This is a genomic window from Campylobacter sp. LMG 7929, from assembly GCF_024723595.1.
GTDB lineage: Bacteria > Campylobacterota > Campylobacteria > Campylobacterales > Campylobacteraceae > Campylobacter_D.
In genome coordinates, this window is record NZ_JANQCY010000004.1 from 67,132 (window position 1) to 84,997 (window position 17,866).

Genomic DNA, 17,866 nt, shown 5'->3' on the forward strand with positions numbered 1-17,866 from the left:
CGTTCACCCTTTATACTAACTTTTTTTAAAAATTAAAATTATTTTATTGTAATAAAAAATAAGAAAATTGTGGTTGAGGTTTTTCTAAGATAGATTAAGCAAATCTTGTCTTAGAAAAATTATATTGCATTTGATAGGTTGATCTTATTCAGTCATATCAACAATTGCTCCACTATTTTGACATCTTTCTTTATTCCATTTTCTTGTATCACACATGCCATAAACTATTTCATGTTTATTCAAATCGCCATTTTTATAGTTGATATAAACAACATCTCCATATTCTATTTCGCCTCTTGCAACTTCTTTAGCTAATTCATCTTGAGTCGGTTTTATCTCTTCAAAATCTTCAGCTACTTCAGGGTGTTTTTCTTTTAAAGCATTTAAATCAACATCTTTAAGGCTTTTTATCACAACATTAGAGCCATAATCTTTTTTTAAAGTTTTAATGAATAAATCATAACCACCTTTAGAACCTCTACTTGAATCATATTTATAATCTACTCCATTAGCACATGCTATAAAAGAAATTAATGCTAAAGCGCCAAACATTGTTTTTTTAATCATTTTTTATCCTTTTTGTTTTAGTTTGTGAAGTTTATCATAAATGAAGTTAAATCAAAAAATTACGAATTAAAATATCTCCATAATACTTATATCAAACCATAAAAGATCAAATTTAAGTAAAATTCCATAAATCACAGCACTAAATAATCCTGCGAAAATTCCTGCTAAAACATCATCTAGCATTACACCTAAACCGCCTTTGGTTTTTTTGTCAATTTTACCTATGATAGAAGGTTTTGTAATATCAAAAAATCTAAACAAAACAAAAGAAAGCAAAAAAGTAAAAACACTTTGTCCACAAATTGCCAAAGCTAAAAACACTCCTACAACTTCATCTATTACAATATGCTTATCATCATGTATACCTGTTTGTTTTTCGTATTGATCGATGATTTTTATAGAGATTAAAAAAAGCAAAATTGCAAGTAAGATCAAGGTTCCTATACCCAAATACCTTAAAATAAAAAAAGCAGGAATTAACGCTGCTATTGTGCCAAAAGTTCCTGGGGCTTTATTGACACTACCTGAATAAAAAAAAGTTAAAAATAATTTTTGCATGATTACACCATATATGACATTTGATGGAGTTTTATAAGTTGCTCATAAAATTCTTTATCGCCTCTATATTCTAAAATACCATGCGTAGGGAAAAGATTGCTATAGATATTTTGTTTATTATGGAAACGATTTGGAAAAAGCTCTGATAAAATCAAAGCAGAAATTTCTCTTCTTATAAAAACTGCTGGTGGAATGATACCAAGTCTGAGTAAATTTTTTAAAGAATCGCCATGATATTTCATATGATGATGAGCTCCATGTGGGCATGATTTGGTACTTACTATCATTTTACACTCATCACAAAATACAAATTCAGGAAGTATAGTTACTTCTATATTGTAATCTTTTGCAAAATCATCAAGTACAGTAAAGGCTCTGTTTTGATTAAAATACATTCCAAGCCCTGCGTGATTTTGTCCTACAAAAAGTTTATTACAATCAAAACTTTTAGCCAAAGCACACTCAAGCACCGGATTTAAATGCGAGGCAAAAATTTTGATATTATGTAAAGGTATGAGTAAAACTCTAGAGGATGGTAAATAATTTTGCGCAAAAACATCAAAGCAACGCTTTTTAAGTTTTAGATTTAAACCATTACTTTCATAAGATTCTATAAGGAAAATAATTACTAGATCAGATTGCTCTATAGCCCATCTTAAAATTCTTTCATGCGCTCTATGAAAAGGATCAAAGCTTGAAACAATAGCAGTGATATTAGAAGGGTTTAATCTTTTTTTGATTTTTTCAAAATCTTCTTTTATAGCCTTGATACGATTGTGATAAATTTCAAATTCACCACTAATGCAAATTTCTCCAAAATCATCAATCAAGCATGTATTAGGTGTAAAAATATCATTAATATTTTTATCGTTTTTAAATTTACTTTCTAAGATGATGTGGCCTACTATTTGATCATTGCATACAAAATCTATTTTGTCTTTAACTTTGGCATTTTCTATGATTTTTTTGTTTTCATTGTGTGGAGCAAAAGTTAAGGCATAGGGAAATTTATATCCGTTTATTGCTTCATTTTTTAAAAATTCATCTCTTTCTTGTTCGTTCATCAATTTTGTAAAAGAACCAAAAATTCCTTCTTTAATGAAACATAAAACTTCGTATTCTTCTTCTGAGATTATAATGCTATTTTTTCTTTGTAATGCCATATTTTTTCCTTTTTTCCCATAAAGATTTTCTTGAAATTCCTAATTTTTTGGATAAATCCGTATCAGGAAAGATATTTTGATAACTAATGATAATATGCTTAACATAATCATCAATGGTTAAAATTCCATTACTTTCAAAACTTTTTTCATCTTCACCTAGCTCTAAAATTTGAAAATTGCTATGCTCAATATTCGTACTTGTATGTATAATAACAGCCTTTTTTAAAGCAAGGTTTAACACCTTTTCTTTTTCTAAAGGCTTTAGGGTCTGAAAATTAACCAAATAATACAAAGAATTGTCTTTGAAAATTTTATCTAAATTTTGCTGGTGTGAAAGATCTATATAAACATTTGCGATGTTGTGCTCATTAGTATAATTAAATACAAAATGATCAGCAAAAATTTGATTATTAGTTTTTAAAATCAAAGGTAATTTGAATTTTTTATAATCAAAAGTTGGTAGTTTTGCTGTTTCAAATTTATGTTTTAAATATGCTTGATAGGTGCTATTTAGCATAGTGATTTTTTTAAATTCTTGAAAATGCTTAATCTTGCGCATTAATTCTTCTATCATGAAAGGTTTTTGTATGTAATCACTAGCACCAGATTTTAAAGGAGCTAAAACAGTATCTGAACTTATGTAAGATATGAGTAAAATAATGATTTTATGCTTAAAAATTTCTATAATATGTTCAAAATTAGCCATACTAGTAGAAAGCAAAATGATTTCATAATCATGATGAGTCAGCTCATTAACATTTGCGATAATATCACAATCATAACCTATAGAATTAAGCTTTGATCCTATGCTTTGGGCTAAATAAAATTCATTTTCTACTATTAAAACTTTCATAATTTCATCCAATCAAAATATTTTAAATTTACACTTGCTAAAACAGCAATCCCTTCTTTCCTTCCTACAAAACCTAGATGTTCTGTAGTGGTAGCTTTGATATTGATTTTATTTGGTGTGGTTTTTAATGTTTTAGCGATATTAAAAGCAATAGCTTCTTTAAAATCTTTCATTTTAGGTGTTTGGGCTATGATGGTAATATCAGCATTTACAAGCTCAAAACCATAATTTTGCACTAAAATATAAGCACTTTGTAATAAAAGCATAGAATCAGCGTTTTTATACTGCATATCATTATCTGGGAAAAGTTCACCAATATCTCCAAGCCCTGCTGCACCCAAAAGCGCATCAATTAGCGCATGAGCTAGCACATCTCCATCAGAATGAGCTTTTAAACCCATATTTTCATGCACTTTTACTCCACCTAAAAGTAAGGCTCTTTGCTCTCCAAATTCATGCACATCAAAGCCATTTCCATTAAAAATATCCCAAGATGGTTTTGGTAAATTTAAGCTTTTCAAATCTTCTTTAAAGGTGATTTTTTTAGCTAACTCATCACCTTGCACATACCAAATTTTACCACCAATAGCTTGTATAGCTGTGCTATCATCAGTGAAGTTTGAGCTTTGTTCTAAAGCTTTTTTTAACATACTTGTGCGCGAAAGTTGAGGGGTTTGTATGAGTTTGATTTTATCTCTATCAATAGCTTCTTGAGCATAAATTGTAGTATCGCTTACTTTTAAAACAGGTGTAATACAATCAGCTTTGTCATGATTTTCTATGATATTGTTAAAAAGATTTTTAGAAATCAAAACCCTTGCAACATCACTAACTAAAACATATTCACTCTCAATCATACTTAAAGCATTGAGTAAAGATTGTGCTCTAGTTACACCACCTTGGACAAATTTATATTCAGGGGCAAATTTTTTCATATAAGAAATATTACCAGAAGTAACAACTATTTGTTTAAAAGGATAAAAAGAACTTAAATTTTTAGTAGCATAAAGCCATAAAGGTTGTTCGCCTAGTCGTAAAAACTGCTTTTTTACCGGAGCATTAAATCTTGATGATTCTCCAGCAGATAGCATAATCAAGGAAATATCTAACATTTGTTACACCCTAATTTCTTATTAATGTTACGATATTATACACCATAAAAGCCAAAATTTATATTTATGTTAGTAGAATTAATCATTTTAAATAATAAGGAGAAAAATTGAAGGAAAAAATCGAAGAAAGACTAAAACAAGTTATATATCCAGGCTTTAAAAAAGATATAGTTAGTTTTGGTTTTGTAAAAAAAATTGAATCAAACGAAAATCAAGCTCATATAGTAGTTGAAATTGTTTCAGCTAATGCTCAAATCGCACAAGAGCTTAGACTAAACATCGCAAATGCTTTAAAAGATTTAAATTTAGAGCTTAATTTAGAAATCATTCAACCAAAAATTCCTGAAGAAAAAAGCAATTCAAGAAGTGGTAAAAATATCGCTCCACAAATTAAAAATTTCCTTATGATTTCAAGCGGTAAAGGTGGGGTAGGTAAAAGTACTACAACTTTAAATTTAGCGATTTCTTTAGCTAAAATGGGCAAAAGAGTAGGGCTTTTGGACGCAGATATTTATGGGCCAAATATACCAAGAATGCTAGGTGAGAGTAAAAGCAAGCCTGAAATTGTAGGTCAAAAAATTCGTCCTATTTTATCTCATGGGGTTTATATGATGAGTATGGGTGTGCTAATAGAAGAAGGTAAAGGTTTGATGTGGCGTGGTTCTATGATTATGAAAGCAATTGAGCAACTTTTAGCTGATGTGCTTTGGCCTGAACTTGATGTATTATTGCTTGATATGCCTCCAGGAACTGGTGATGCACAAATTACCCTAGCTCAAAGTGTGCCAGTGAGTGCAGGTGTGTGTGTAAGTACTCCTCAAGTAGTGTCTTTAGATGATAGCAAAAGAGCGCTAGATATGTTTGAAAAATTACACATTCCTGTTGCGGGTATTATAGAAAATATGAGTGGCTTTTTATGTCCTGATAATGGCAAAGAATATGATATCTTTGGTAAAGGCACCACAGAAGAAATGGCAAAAGCTTATAAATGTGAAGTTTTGGCTCAAATTCCTATCGAAATGAGTGTAAGAGAAGGTGGAGATAGTGGTAAGCCTGTAAGTTTTTATATGCCTGAGAGTGTAAGTTCAAAAAGATATTTGCAAGCTGCTGAAAAAATTTGGGAATTTATAGAAAAAGTTAATCAAGAAGGTAAAGTAGATAATTCAGCTATTCAACCTGTAATGAATGGCAAAAGTGCGTGCTCGCAATAAGGAGAAAATATGCCAATAGAAAGTAAAGAAGAATTTTTAAATTTAATCAAGCAAATCGAACAAAGGATTAATTATAAAAAGCCTAAAGCTTTTGCTATAGCAAGGCTTGATCTAAGTCAAGTTGATCCTAGTAAAAAACTTCAAGCCAATTTTGGTGTGATTAATTTTGAGCAAAATTATGCTGCTGCAGCTGTTATGTTCGAAGCTTTTTTTAGAAGAGGGGTTGATGTTGACTTTAACGAAAGTGAGTTTGTGGCTACTTTGATTAAAGAAGATTTGGATTTTGCACTTGAATGTTTTGCGCCATTTTTGCAAGAGCAAGGCCATAAAAATATAGAAGCAATCAAAGCAGCAAAGGAAAATTTTAGAGAAAATGCTTTTTCTTTTGTTTGTATTTTTGAAGATGAGGCACCAAAAAGTTTAGAAAGTGTGTATTTAAAACTTTATTTGCTTTCCAATAAAAAAGTACCTTTAAGAAGTTTAAATTTAACAGGCGCTTTTGGGATTTTACCAAATGTTGCATGGAGCGATAATAAGCCTATTGATTTAGACTTTTTAAGAGAAAATGAGATTGATTTAAAAATGAGTGGAAGGTATCCAAGGATTGATTATGTAGATAAATTTCCAAGATTTTTAGCTCATGTTATTCCTGAGGATAATACTAGAATTTTAGAAAGCTCTAAAGTAAGAATGGGTGCGGTTTTAGCTGCAGGCACTACTATAATGCCAGGGGCTGCTTATGTGAATTTTAATGCAGGTACAACTGGAGCTTGTATGGTAGAAGGACGTATTAGTTCTTCAGCTGTTGTTGGCGAAGGTAGTGATGTAGGAGGCGGTGCTTCTATACTTGGTGTTTTAAGTGGTACAAGTGGTAATGCTATTAGCATCGGTAAAGCTTGTCTTTTGGGTGCAAATTCGGTTACTGGAATTCCTTTAGGGGATAATTGTATCGTTGATGCGGGTATTGCTGTTTTAGAAGGGACTAAATTTGCTTTAAAAAATAAAGAAGAACTTCAAAAAATCAATCCTGATTTTAAATTTGATAAAGATATATACAAAGGTTTAGAATTAGCAGGATTAAATGGTTTACATTTTAGACAAGATTCTCAAAGTGGAGTGATGATAGTAGCTTTTAATAAAAAGGCTGTAAAACTTAATGAAGATTTGCATTAATTCTTAGCCCTTGTGGGTTAAGAATTTTAATAATTCATGTAGTTTATAAATACACATGCTGGGATGATGTTTAATGCTTCCTGTGTGTAGTAAAATCTCCTTGCTATCTTTTTTATAAAGCTTTTGCACAAAATTAAAATTCCACCATTTGTAAGTTTTGAAATTTAAATTATGGGTGGTATTTATATGAAAATTTATATAAGAAAGATTTTGAAAGTTTTGGTTTAAACCAGGTGCTTGAAAGGCATAGACTTCTTTTACCACGCTAGGAAAGGTTCTTGCAAAAGCTTGAGCTAGATATCCTCCTAAAGAATGTCCTATAATGATGAGATTTTTATCAATGGTATATTTTTGTTTGAGTTGATTATAAAAATACTGCATGGATTGAATTTGACCTTTTGGAGTTTTGTTAAGTAAAATCAAAAAATCACTATAAAGATCTTTAAAATCAAAACACAAAGGATTTAAATCACTCCCTGCAAAGGCTAAAATATAGTTTTTTCTTTTTTTATCATAAATAAAACTAGCCCTAAAACCCATTTTAGATTGAGGGTGTGTTTCGTTGATGTGTTCAAGTATTTCATAATTTTTTACAAATTTTAAAGCTAAAAATGCATTGTTTAAACCACCTACGGGGATTTTTTCTTTTTTATAAAAAGGATTAGTTAAAGCTTTTATAATGGCTTTGTGTTTTTGCAAGCCTTCTTTTTTTAAGCTTTGATTTAAATATGCATTAGCACAATAAGCTACCAAACTATAATCATATAATTTTTGCAATAAATCGATATTTTTTTCAAAATGAGTACGAAGTTTTAATAAGAGTAGTTTTTCTTGGGAAGTTAAATTTGTTTTTTGACTTAAAGCAATAAAGCTTTGCAAGTCAAAAAACATTATAAATTCTTACATAGAGCAAGTATTTTGGATAGTTGAGTTAAGCATCCAAAGAACTTTTTCATATTTTGCAATATTCTCTTGAGCAAATGCTGCTGTTGTAGTATCACTTGCTTTTTCAGCTTCTTCATTTAGCTTTTTAAATTCAGCCAAAAGATACTTATAATCTTCTCTAATAAGTTCTAAAACTTCTACTGGAGTAAAGCAATCTTTTTGAGCCTTAGGTGCTTTTGCATTTTCTAGTAATGTTTTTGAGCAAACGATAGCTTTTTCTCCTAGTTGTAAAGCTCTCTCAGCGCAATCATCAAAAAGCTCTGCCATTTCTTCATAAGCTTTTTCTGTATATTCGTGAATTGAGAAAAATTGTAAACCTTTTACATTCCAGTGATAATTATGAAATTTAATCCATAAACTATGAGCATCCGCTTGTAATTGTAATAATTGTTTTGTTACTGACATGTTATCTCCTTTTTTTATTTTTAAAATTATAACATAAAATTCTTAAATAATAATAATTATTATCTAATAAATTTTAATGTTAGTAATTATTATATTTTCATTATACTCTTTTTTTACAATAAAGCAAATTTATTTACTTAACATATTTTTGAGTATTAATTTTCCTACCTCTACACCAGGTTGATCATAAGTATTAATTCCAAGCATAATGCCACATGCAGAAGTAAATAACTCATAATAATACATCAAATACCCACAATGATAAGCATCTAATTTTTCAAGTTCTATGATATCAACGCTTAAATTTTCAGCAATTAATGCATGCATGGTTGCATCACATTGCGCGTTTAAAAGATCATGCAAATTAACCTCATTAGTAAAATCACAATTTTGCAAATGATTAAAGCTTATGTTTGGGATACTAGGAGATTTTTGACTATCTTTGATTTTTAAAAAAGTAACAGTTTTATCTTTAGGTCCATCCATGATAAGTTGTAAAAAGCTATGCTGATCTCTAGCGCCAATTAAAGCAATAGGAGTTAAACCGATGCGTTTAAAGCCTTGTTTTTTACCTAGACTTTCAGCAATTAGTTGAATATACCATTCATTAAAACCTTTAAAAGCATCTCCATAAGAAAAAAGCACATTAATATGCGCACTTTTATGCGTGCAATAATGATAAGCCTTTTGCAAAATTTGATCACATTTTTTTTCAAAAAAATCCACATAACAAGCTTTTGCACCTTCTAATAAGGCTTTAGTATCATACCCACAAAAGCTCAAGGGAACAATACCAATAGCAGATAAAACACTAAATCTACCACCGACATTTTTAGGTATAAAAAAGCATTTTATGTTTAATTCTTCACCTAGTTTATGAAGTTTTGATTCAAAATCAGTAATAAACACAAAGTTTTCGTGTAAATTTTCATTTTTAAAATCAAAATGAGCAATGATGAGTTTAAATAAAGAAATCACCTCTATGGTTGTACCTGATTTGCTTGCTATAATGAAAAGTGTTTTTTGGGGATTTATTTTTTGCATAGTTTGGGTAAAAGTATGCGAGGAAGTATTGTCAATAATAAAAAGTTTTTTTTCTTCTATTTGATCAAATAAAAGCTCTTTTAAAGCTTTAACTCCACAACTTGATCCACCCATACCTACTAAAACGATATTTTCTATATGTGTTTTAGTAGCGATAAATTCTTTACTTTCTTTGATTAAATCAAAGCTTGTATCTACTAAGTGATAATACCCTATATCGCCACTTTCTAACTCATCATTCATTCTATTTGCATAAGCGGTGATTTTTTTAAAATCTTGGGTTTTAAAAAATAAAGTATTATTTAGCATTTTTACTTTTCTCATAAAAATAATTTGTCGCTTCCACAAAGCCTTCTACGCTTCCACAATCAAATCTTTTTCCTTTAAATTTATAAGCTAAAACCATATTATTAGTTGCTTGTGAAAGTAAGGCATCAGTTAGTTGAATTTCTCCATTTTTACCTGCTTTGGTATTTTCTAAAATGCCAAAAATATCAGGCGTTAAAATGTATCTTCCTATGATAGCTAAGTTACTTGGAGCATCTTTTGGATCGGGTTTTTCTACCATAGAATTTACCATGATTAAATCCTCCTCCACAGCATTTCCTGCTATAACCCCATAGTTTGAAACTTGATCAGCTTCAACTTCCATCACAGCTATAACAGAGCAGCGGTATTTTTCATAAATTTTTACCATTTGAGCTAGGACATTTACCCCATCTTCATTTACGCATAAATCATCTGCTAAAATTACCCCAAAAGCTTCATCTTGCACTAAAGGCTTTGCTTTTAAAACCGCATCTCCTAAGCCTTTCATTTCATTTTGTCTTGTAAAAGTAAAGGTACAACGATCTATGAGTGTTCTTATTTCACTTAAAAGATATTCTTTTTTAGTGCCTGCAATTTGGTGTTCAAGTTCATAAGAAATATCAAAATAATCTTCCAAAGCTCTTTTTCCACGCCCTGTAACAAAACCCATAGTTTCCATACCAGCTTCTAAAGCTTCATCCACACCATAGTGAATTAAAGGTTTTGTCAAAATTGGTAGCATTTCTTTAGGTAGGGTTTTTGTAGCAGGTAAAAATCTAGTACCATAACCTGCTGCAGGAAAAATACAAGTTTGAAGCATAGTTTATCCTTAAATTTTTATAAGTTGTTTTGATTATAATTTTATTTAAATATTATAACTAATTTAAGGAAAAAATGAAAACCATTGATCAAATTTATCAAGCAAAAATAGAAATCAAAAAATCAACTTTTTTGTCTTTTTTATGTCCTTTTGAAGATTTTCAAACTTTAATGCAAAAGCTAAGAAATGAGCATTTAAAAGCCGTGCATTTTGTATATGCTTATCGGTATTTAAATGAATTTGATCAAATCATAGAAGATAAAAGCGATGATGGTGAGCCAAAAGGAACTTCTGCAATGCCTTGTTTGAATGTCTTAAGAGGGGCTTTGCTTGTTAATTGCGCGGTGATTGTGGTGCGTTATTTTGGAGGGATTAAACTTGGTACAGGTGGTCTTGTAAGAGCTTATAGTGAAGCTACAAATGAAGCTATTTTAAATGCAACGCTTTTAGAATTTGAAGCTAAAAATATTTTAAATTTAAACATTCCTTTTCATCTTTATGCAAGATTTGAGCATTTTTTAAATAAAAATAACATTTCTTATGAAAAAAAATTTCAAGAAAATGTTGAACTGGTTTTAAGCGTTAATGCAAAAGAAGAGGAGGAATTTAAAAAATTTGCAAAAGAGTTTGAATTTAGCGGACTTGTTTGGAAGTAAGCGTTTGCTTACTTCATTTTTATAAAGAACTTAAAAGATCTTTTACCATATCTTTTTGTGGTTCTTGTTTGTCTTCTATATTAGCTTGCATAGGAGTTTCGTTTTGTCCTCTAAAACGATAATTATAAATATTTGACATATTTGAGCTAAAAATTCCTGTGCTAAATTGATCTTGACTCATAGCTTTTGAAAAAAGCTCATCAAGTTTTATACTTTGCTCGTTTAAATTTTCACTATTGTTTTGACTAAGTAAAGACATAAAGTCTTCATTAGCTCCTTGAGTGCTTTTATAAGCACTACTTTGACCATATCCATACTCTTTAACCGATAAATTATCATGGTTAACTTGCATGCTTTCTCCTTTCAAAATATTACAAGGAAAAAACAAGCAAAAATCATTCCTTAATCGCCATGAGTTGGGTAGTATTCAGCTTCTATTTCATTGTTTTTAATAAACTCTTCTCTAGCTTTATTACAGCGTTCATCTCTTAGTTTTCTATAAGCATTTCTACTTTCTAATTCTTTAGAAGTTAAAGGGCGATCTTCTAAAAATGAAATGTGAAAATAAGTATCATCTTCTTTGCTGAATTTTTCATAAAATTCAACATAGTCAAAATAATCTTTTTCACTTTGAAAATCAATACTTTCTTCTACATAAATAGTTGGGCCAAAACCTCTGTGATTTTGAGTAAAATGTCCAAAACCAGCTGCATATTTTATCTTAAACGAATTCATTCTAAACCTCCTAAAAATTCGTCATAACTTCCTTTAAAGTCTGTTAGTTTTCCATCTTCTAAAAACCATATACGATTAGCAAAAGCACTAATTAGTTCTCTATCGTGGCTTATGCATATCACACAACCTTTGAAATTATACAAGGCTTCGCCTAATGCAATGATACTTTCAAGATCTAAATGATTATCCGGTTCATCTAAAAGCAAGAAATTTCCGCGTTCTAACATTAATTTTGAAAGCATTAAGCGGTGTTTTTCACCCCCGCTTAAACTAGAAGCCATTTTTTCTTGATCGCTTCCGCTAAAGAGCATTCTACCAAGACATTTGCGAATTTCATCCAAATCTTTGAATTTTTCACTCATTAGCCATTCATAAAGTTTCAAATCTTCATTAATTAAATTCGTTGTATCTTGTGAAAAATATCCCATTTCTATGGTGGCACCAAGGTGAATATGACCACTATCAGGTTCTAATTTTGATGCGATGATTTTAGCTAAAGTGCTTTTTCCAACACCATTTGCGCCAATTAAGGCTATTTTATCACCTTTTTCTAATTTTAATTCTAAATTTTCAAATAAAGTTTTATCATAAGCCTTGCTAATACCTTTTAATTCTAAAACTTCATTTCCTATTTCTCTATTTGTTCTAAAAACTATACTAGGATCACGCCTGCTTGAAGTTTTAATCTCTTCTAGTTCAAGTTTTTCTAAAGCTTTAGCCCTACTTGTAGCTTGTTTGGCTTTTGAAGCATTAGCGCTAAAACGGCGTATGAAATTTTCTAATTCTTCTCTTTCTTTTAAAGTTTTATCGCGTTTGAGTTCAGCTTGTTTAGCAAGTAAGGTTGAAGCCATATACCAATCATCATAATTTCCAGCAAAATCACGTATTTGTTTAAAATCTACATCTAAAATTCTTGTACAAACTTTATTTAAAAAATGTCTATCATGGCTAATTACTACTAAAGTTCCCTCATGTCTTAAAAGCTCATTTTCAAGCCAAGAAATAGCTTCTAAATCAAGGTTGTTTGTAGGCTCATCTAAAAATAATACATCAGCACCTAAAAATAATACTTGAGCTAATAAAACTTTAAATTTATCCGCACTTTGTAAAGTACTCATGAGAGCATTAAAATCTTTTATATTTAAAGAACTAAGAATTTTTTCACATCTAAGCTCGCAATCATAGTTTGGATCTTCTTCTGCTGTTATGATTTCAAGCTCGCTTAATCTATCATTGATTTCATCGGTAAATTCTTCACTCATATAAAGTTTTTCTTTTTCTTTTAGTGCATCGTATAATCTTTTATTTGCACACATTACCGCATCTTTGATAGTGTAATTTTCAAAAGCAAATTGATCTTGTCCTAACACTGCGATTTTTAAATTTGGATCTATACAAATTTCTCCACTGCTTGATTCTATTTCACCTGAGAGAATTTTTAAAAAGGTTGATTTTCCTGCGCCATTTGCGCCTATAAGTCCATATCTTTCACCACGGTTTAATTTTAAATTTACATCTTCAAATAAAAGCTGGTTCGCAAAACGCATAGTGAGATTTTTTACTTCTACCATTAATATCCTTAAAATATTTTTGCTATAATTTTAACAAAAAAAGGTTTATTATTTTGGATTTTTCGTATTTATTGTTAAAAACATTGCCTAGTATGACTTTGGTTTTTAATATCTTAGCTTTATTTTTAGCTTATTTTTTTAAGCAAAATAAGATTTTTTTCTTACTTTTGTTGATTTTATGTGCTAGAGCTTTATCTTTAGTAGCAAGTGAGTATCAAGCGCATTTGTTTATCTCGGTATTTTTGCCTTTTTCTTTTGTACTTTTTGTATTTTTACAAGATAGCAAACTTGTTTTTGAAAGAATTAATCTCATTAAATTTGCATATTTAGCCTTTATGGGTTTTGTAGCGTTAATACTTAGTACAAGTACTAATTTTAATGCAAGCATTACAAGCGAAATTTTTGGTCTTTCGATACAATTTTTTAAGCCTATTAGTGAGTTAAGTTTTTGTGTGTTTTGGGCGGGAATGATATTTTTATTATTTTCGTATTTTAAAAACAATGATTTTCATTTCTTACTTGCTTATATGGGCTTGAGTGTGCAGTTTTTATTTTACAATAGTGTTGATTTGGGTTATTATGAATTTGCTTCTTTAGTGTTGATAGGATTTTTAGCATATAAAGCTTATAAAATAGCCTTTTTTGACACTTTAACCAATTTGCCAAATTCAAAAGCCTTAAGAAGATATGCCCAAGGGCTTGAAAATTTTCATTTAGCCTTGATTGAAGTAAAAAATATCAATGAAATTTATCATCAAAAAGGCTCAAAAATGGGCGAGTTTGTAATGTATGAGTTTGCTAGGATTTTAAAAAAAGCTTTACACGCTAGGGTTTTTAAAGATGATAAGGATTATTTTATCATTGTATTTGAAAATGAAAATATAGCTTTTGTTCAAAGTAAGCTTCAAATGCTTGAAAATTTTATGCAAAAATATAGTTTTGAATTGAAAGAGCAAAATGCAAAATTAGAAATTAAACTTTGTTTATCAAGCAAAAATGAAAACATAGAAGAAAGTTTAAAACAAGCAAAATTAGAACTTAGAAGGCAAAAGGATTAAAATGTTAGATTTGATTTTTAGAGAGTATGATATAAGAGGGCTTTACCCAAGTGAGTTGAATGAAAAAAGTGTAAAAGCTATAGGTTATGCCTTGGGTTTAGAAATGAAAGCAAGAGGTTGTGAGAAAGTAAGCGTAGGTTATGATGCAAGATATAGTGCAAATGAACTTTTTAACTATTTAATCAGTGGTTTAAATAAAGCTAATATGCAAGTTTTCAATATAGGCTTAGCACCAACTCCTATGGGTTATTTTAGCTTGTTTTTCGATGAAATTTTTGATGCAAACATCATGATAACAGGCTCGCACAACCCAAAAGAATACAATGGCTTTAAAATCACGATTAACAAAGAAAGTTTTTTTGGTGCTGATTTGAAAAAACTTTCTTTAAAAGTGCAAGAGTATTTAGAACTTGAAATCAATGATGATTTAAGATATGAAAATTATGATGTTAAAAGCTTATATATAGACTTTTTAGCTAAGCATTTTTCACATCTTAAGGGCTATAAAGAAAAAATCATTATTGATTGTGCAAATGGAGCCACTGGAGTGATTATAAAGCCTTTGGTGGAAAAATTAAATCTTAATGCACAAATTTTATTTGAAAATCCTGATGGAAATTTCTCAAATCATGCACCTGATCCAACAGAGCTTGAAAATTTACACGCATTGCAAGTTGCGCTAAAAGAAAATGAAAATGCAAAAATGGGCTTTGCTTTTGATGGAGATGGAGATCGTTTAGTAGTCGCAAGTAAAGATTATGTGTTTAAGGGCGATGAGCTTTGCTATTTATTTGCTAAAAATATAAAAAATCCTAGAGTTTTAGGTGAAGTAAAATGTTCTAAAAATCTTTTCGATGAGGTAGCTAAATTTGGTTTTATCATGATGGGTAAGACTGGGCATTCTAATATTAAAAAAATGATGAAAGAACAAAATATCGACATAGCAGCAGAGCTTAGTGGGCATATTTTCTTTAAAGATAGATATTTTGGTTATGATGATGGAATTTATGCATTTTTAAGAACTTTAGAGCTTTTAGTAAATGGTTTTGATATAGAAAAATTAGTTAAAGAATTGCCAAAACTTTATGCAAGTGAAGAGATTAAGCTTAAAGTTAGTGAGGAAAATAAATTCCAAATCATAGAAAAATTTAAAGAAAAAGTAAAAGCAAACGCTTTTGAAAATGTGCTTGATTGCAATGAAATTGACGGAGTTAGAATTACCTTTAAAGAAGGCTGGGCGCTTTTGCGTGCTTCTAATACAAGTCCATATCTTATCATGCGCACCGAAGCTACAAGCGCTGAATTTAAAGACTTTTTAGAAGCAAGAGTAAAAGAACTTTTTGAAGAAATCATAAAAGAGCTTGCATAAGTTCTTTTGCATCAATATTTTTTGTGTATAAATATGCTCTTAAGAGTTTAGGGATTTTTGCTTTTCTATAAATTTCTTTAAATTCTTTCGGCATTTTCTCACAACTTATAAAAGGAAAAATCAATACTTTTTCTTGTATATAAACAATGCCTATTTTATGTGAAATCACTCCATCGCCTTTTAAAGCTTCTTGTCTTTGTTTGGCGCTTAAAAGTACTCCAAGTTTTTTAAAGCATTTTGCGATTAAACTTTCATCTTTATGAGTGATGTAAATATTTTTAAATTCACAAATATTTTCTTCTTTTAAGTCTTTTTCTAGGTATTTAAAGCTTTTTTTTACTCCATTTGGATAAAGCTTTAAAAACTCATTAGCAAAATTTTTGCGTATGAAATTTCTAAAATATTTTTCATCATCATTACTCTCATCATGAAAATAAGTGATATTGTTTTCTTTTAGGTAGTTTGAAATTTCTTCTTTTGGAATTTCAAGCAAGGGTCTTATGATGGTAAAATATTTTCTTTTTTCAATATCTTTAAAACCAAGTAATTCTCTAAGCCCTGCACCTTTAGAAAATTGCATTAAAAACCATTCTAGTTTATCATTTAAATGATGAGCTAGTAAAAGATTATCATAAGAGTGATTTTTGCAAAGCTCTTCAAAAAACTCATAACGCAAAGCTCTTGCGCAAGCTTCGAAATTTTTTGTTATTTTGGGTGCGGTTTTGATATAAATTTTTTTATGAAAACGCTTGGCTAATTCTTTAGCACTTTGTTCTTCTTTATCGCTATTTTTGCGAGTTTTGTAGTTTATAAAAGCAAGGTCAAAATCTATGTTTTTTTCGAAAAGCATGAAAAATAAAGCACTAGAATCACTCCCGTGAGAAAACGCTAAAAGATTTCTCCCTTGCTTTAAATGATTTAAATATTTGCTATCAATCATCAAGCTTTCTTAAAGCTTTTGCAATGAGTTTTTTATCTAAGCTCTGTGTGATTTCACACTCATAAAGCTCACCCATTTCTAAATCGCCACAATCACTTTCATTGATGAGAATTTCTCCATCTATATCTCTATCCCAACGCAAATCTTTTGCACCGATGAAAAATTCTCCTTCAGAACTTTGACCTTCACAAAATGCTAAGATTTTTTTACCAATTTGTTGATTAAAGCTTTTTTCTATGCATTCATCAACAATTTTTTCTATCACTTTTAATCTTGCATTGATGATTTTACTAGGAATTTGTTCCATGTCAAAAGCTGCAGTATCTTCTTCTTTAGAATAAGCAAAAACACTAATTCTATCAAAACCAAATTCTTTTATAAAAGCGCATAATTCTTCAAAATCCTCATCGCTCTCTCCAGGGTGTCCTACTATAAAACCTGTGCGTAAAAATGAATTTGGAGCTTGTTTCATTAAATTTAAAAGCTCGATTAATTTAGCTTTATTAGCTCCGCGTTTCATGATTTTAAGCATATTATCGCTGATGTGTTGTAAAGGCATGTCAAAATAATTTACAAAAACTTTTGATTGAATGATTTTTTCTATCACTTCTTTACTAATGCTTGTTGGATATAGATATAAAATTCTAGCAGCCTTTACACCTTGGATATTTTCTATAGCCTCAATAAGCTTTAAAAGTCCATCTTTTTGACCTTGATCAAATAAATACGAACTTGTATCTTGAGCGATAAAAGAAAAGTCTTTATAGCCTTTTTTAACAAGTTCTTTTACTTCATTTACAATACTTTCTAAGCTTCTTGATTTAAGCTTGCCTTTAAAGCTTGGTATGGCGCAAAATGAACATTTTTGATTACATCCTTCAGCTATTTTGATAAAAGCATGATAGTTTGATCCTGTGATCACACGATTTGTATTTTTATCTTGCAAGTAAGTAGAATTTGAAAAAAGGTTAGTTTTTTTAAGTATCATTTCATCAATTTTTTCATAATTTCCCACACCGGTAAAAAGATCAACTTCAGGTAGTTCTTTCATTAATTCCTCGCGGTAGCGTTGCATTAAACATCCTGTTACAACTAACAATGAATCTTTTTTTCTTTGCTCGTGTAAGTCTAAAATCGCATTTATGCTTTCTTTTTTAGCACTATCTATAAAGCCACAGGTATTTACAATCAAAACATCAGCTATGCTTGGCTCATCGCAAATTTCATAATCACTTAATCTTCCAAGCATGATTTCACTATCAACTAAATTTTTATTACAACCTAAAGACATTAAAAAAAGTTTTGGCATATTTCTCACTTTAAATGTTTTATTTTTTTGCTAAAATTATAAGATTAAATTATATCAAAAATTAGAAA

19 protein-coding genes are annotated in these 17,866 nt (G+C 29.8%); 5 read left to right on the forward strand and 14 right to left on the reverse strand.

All coding sequences use genetic code 11. The features are described from left to right. Nucleotides 1–144: 144 nt before the first annotated feature. The 5 genes from CAMP5118_RS02895 to CAMP5118_RS02915 all read right to left on the reverse strand — a co-directional run bounded on the left by CAMP5118_RS02895 (nucleotide 145) and on the right by CAMP5118_RS02915 (nucleotide 4,253). Nucleotides 145–567, reverse strand: a complete 423-nt coding sequence (locus CAMP5118_RS02895; RefSeq protein WP_214134781.1) for a hypothetical protein — start codon at nucleotides 565–567, stop codon at nucleotides 145–147. A 66-nt stretch (nucleotides 568–633) separates the two neighbouring features. Next, a complete protein-coding gene (locus CAMP5118_RS02900; RefSeq protein WP_133319620.1) occupies nucleotides 634–1,125 on the reverse strand; it encodes a phosphatidylglycerophosphatase A family protein in 492 nt (163 codons plus the stop codon). A gap of 2 nt (nucleotides 1,126–1,127) precedes the next feature. After that, nucleotides 1,128–2,288: a sulfate adenylyltransferase gene (locus CAMP5118_RS02905; protein WP_263678432.1), complete on the reverse strand. Its 1,161-nt coding sequence runs from the start codon at nucleotides 2,286–2,288 to the stop codon at nucleotides 1,128–1,130. Continuing rightward, nucleotides 2,266–3,141 carry a response regulator transcription factor gene (locus tag CAMP5118_RS02910; RefSeq protein WP_039667971.1) on the reverse strand — a complete coding sequence of 292 codons (876 nt, stop codon included), beginning with the start codon at nucleotides 3,139–3,141 and terminating at the stop codon, nucleotides 2,266–2,268. Before CAMP5118_RS02910 ends, CAMP5118_RS02905 begins: the two co-directional genes overlap by 23 nt. Then, nucleotides 3,138–4,253, reverse strand: a complete 1,116-nt coding sequence (locus CAMP5118_RS02915) for a bifunctional 2-C-methyl-D-erythritol 4-phosphate cytidylyltransferase/2-C-methyl-D-erythritol 2,4-cyclodiphosphate synthase (RefSeq protein ID WP_263678433.1) — start codon at nucleotides 4,251–4,253, stop codon at nucleotides 3,138–3,140. The genes CAMP5118_RS02910 and CAMP5118_RS02915 overlap by 4 nt, the downstream gene beginning before the upstream one ends. Nucleotides 4,254–4,360: 107 nt before the next feature. On the opposite strand from CAMP5118_RS02915, the gene CAMP5118_RS02920 reads away from it, so the two are divergent. Together CAMP5118_RS02920 and CAMP5118_RS02925 are read left to right on the forward strand one after the other, a co-directional pair. Then, nucleotides 4,361–5,464, forward strand: coding sequence for an Mrp/NBP35 family ATP-binding protein (locus CAMP5118_RS02920; protein ID WP_039627878.1), 1,104 nt, complete (start codon nucleotides 4,361–4,363; stop codon nucleotides 5,462–5,464). 9 nt (nucleotides 5,465–5,473) lie between these two features. Then, a complete protein-coding gene (locus CAMP5118_RS02925; protein WP_257910393.1) occupies nucleotides 5,474–6,637 on the forward strand; it encodes a 2,3,4,5-tetrahydropyridine-2,6-carboxylate N-succinyltransferase in 1,164 nt (387 codons plus the stop codon). Between the two features lie 3 nt (nucleotides 6,638–6,640). Here CAMP5118_RS02925 and CAMP5118_RS02930 read toward each other — a convergent pair whose 3' ends face one another. The 4 genes from CAMP5118_RS02930 to galU all read right to left on the reverse strand — a co-directional run bounded on the left by CAMP5118_RS02930 (nucleotide 6,641) and on the right by galU (nucleotide 10,160). Then, a complete protein-coding gene (locus CAMP5118_RS02930; RefSeq protein ID WP_337216560.1) occupies nucleotides 6,641–7,528 on the reverse strand; it encodes an alpha/beta fold hydrolase in 888 nt (295 codons plus the stop codon). A 9-nt stretch (nucleotides 7,529–7,537) separates the two neighbouring features. Next, nucleotides 7,538–7,987: a Dps family protein gene (locus CAMP5118_RS02935; RefSeq protein WP_039667974.1), complete on the reverse strand. Its 450-nt coding sequence runs from the start codon at nucleotides 7,985–7,987 to the stop codon at nucleotides 7,538–7,540. A gap of 129 nt (nucleotides 7,988–8,116) precedes the next feature. Next, nucleotides 8,117–9,340: a glucose-6-phosphate isomerase gene (locus CAMP5118_RS02940; protein WP_263678435.1), complete on the reverse strand. Its 1,224-nt coding sequence runs from the start codon at nucleotides 9,338–9,340 to the stop codon at nucleotides 8,117–8,119. Continuing rightward, complete coding sequence (gene galU / locus CAMP5118_RS02945; RefSeq protein WP_039667975.1) at nucleotides 9,330–10,160, reverse strand: UTP--glucose-1-phosphate uridylyltransferase GalU; 831 nt, start codon at nucleotides 10,158–10,160, stop codon at nucleotides 9,330–9,332. Before galU ends, CAMP5118_RS02940 begins: the two co-directional genes overlap by 11 nt. 74 nt (nucleotides 10,161–10,234) lie before the next feature. Between galU and CAMP5118_RS02950 the strand changes: the two genes are divergently transcribed. Further along, entirely contained in the window at nucleotides 10,235–10,816 is a 582-nt protein-coding gene (locus tag CAMP5118_RS02950; RefSeq protein ID WP_263678436.1) for an IMPACT family protein, read from the forward strand. Between the two features lie 19 nt (nucleotides 10,817–10,835). Here the strand turns inward: CAMP5118_RS02950 and CAMP5118_RS02955 are convergent, their stop codons facing one another. The 3 genes from CAMP5118_RS02955 to CAMP5118_RS02965 are packed head-to-tail and all read right to left on the reverse strand — an operon-like array spanning nucleotide 10,836 to nucleotide 13,122. Beyond that, nucleotides 10,836–11,168 carry a hypothetical protein gene (locus CAMP5118_RS02955; protein ID WP_214099013.1) on the reverse strand — a complete coding sequence of 111 codons (333 nt, stop codon included), beginning with the start codon at nucleotides 11,166–11,168 and terminating at the stop codon, nucleotides 10,836–10,838. A 50-nt stretch (nucleotides 11,169–11,218) separates the two neighbouring features. Beyond that, nucleotides 11,219–11,551: a hypothetical protein gene (locus CAMP5118_RS02960; protein ID WP_257936421.1), complete on the reverse strand. Its 333-nt coding sequence runs from the start codon at nucleotides 11,549–11,551 to the stop codon at nucleotides 11,219–11,221. Further along, the gene (locus CAMP5118_RS02965; protein ID WP_047207957.1) at nucleotides 11,548–13,122 is read right to left on the reverse strand and encodes an ABC-F family ATP-binding cassette domain-containing protein; all 1,575 of its coding nucleotides are present in this window, start codon (nucleotides 13,120–13,122) and stop codon (nucleotides 11,548–11,550) included. Before CAMP5118_RS02965 ends, CAMP5118_RS02960 begins: the two co-directional genes overlap by 4 nt. 53 nt (nucleotides 13,123–13,175) lie before the next feature. Here CAMP5118_RS02965 and CAMP5118_RS02970 point away from each other — a divergent pair, with 53 nt between their 5' ends. Both CAMP5118_RS02970 and CAMP5118_RS02975 read left to right on the forward strand, forming a co-directional pair. Next, nucleotides 13,176–14,180, forward strand: coding sequence for a diguanylate cyclase domain-containing protein (locus CAMP5118_RS02970; RefSeq protein ID WP_337216561.1), 1,005 nt, complete (start codon nucleotides 13,176–13,178; stop codon nucleotides 14,178–14,180). Between the two features lies 1 nt (nucleotide 14,181). After that, nucleotides 14,182–15,549 (forward strand): phosphomannomutase/phosphoglucomutase, encoded by a 1,368-nt coding sequence (locus CAMP5118_RS02975; protein ID WP_337216562.1) that lies wholly within the window; start codon nucleotides 14,182–14,184, stop codon nucleotides 15,547–15,549. Here the strand turns inward: CAMP5118_RS02975 and tilS are convergent. Both tilS and rimO read right to left on the reverse strand, forming a co-directional pair. Further along, nucleotides 15,530–16,492, reverse strand: coding sequence for a tRNA lysidine(34) synthetase TilS (gene tilS, locus CAMP5118_RS02980; protein WP_337216563.1), 963 nt, complete (start codon nucleotides 16,490–16,492; stop codon nucleotides 15,530–15,532). The two genes, CAMP5118_RS02975 and tilS, sit on opposite strands and share 20 nt — an antisense overlap. Then, nucleotides 16,482–17,798 (reverse strand): 30S ribosomal protein S12 methylthiotransferase RimO, encoded by a 1,317-nt coding sequence (rimO, locus tag CAMP5118_RS02985; protein ID WP_337216564.1) that lies wholly within the window; start codon nucleotides 17,796–17,798, stop codon nucleotides 16,482–16,484. Before rimO ends, tilS begins: the two co-directional genes overlap by 11 nt. Nucleotides 17,799–17,866 lie beyond the last annotated feature (68 nt).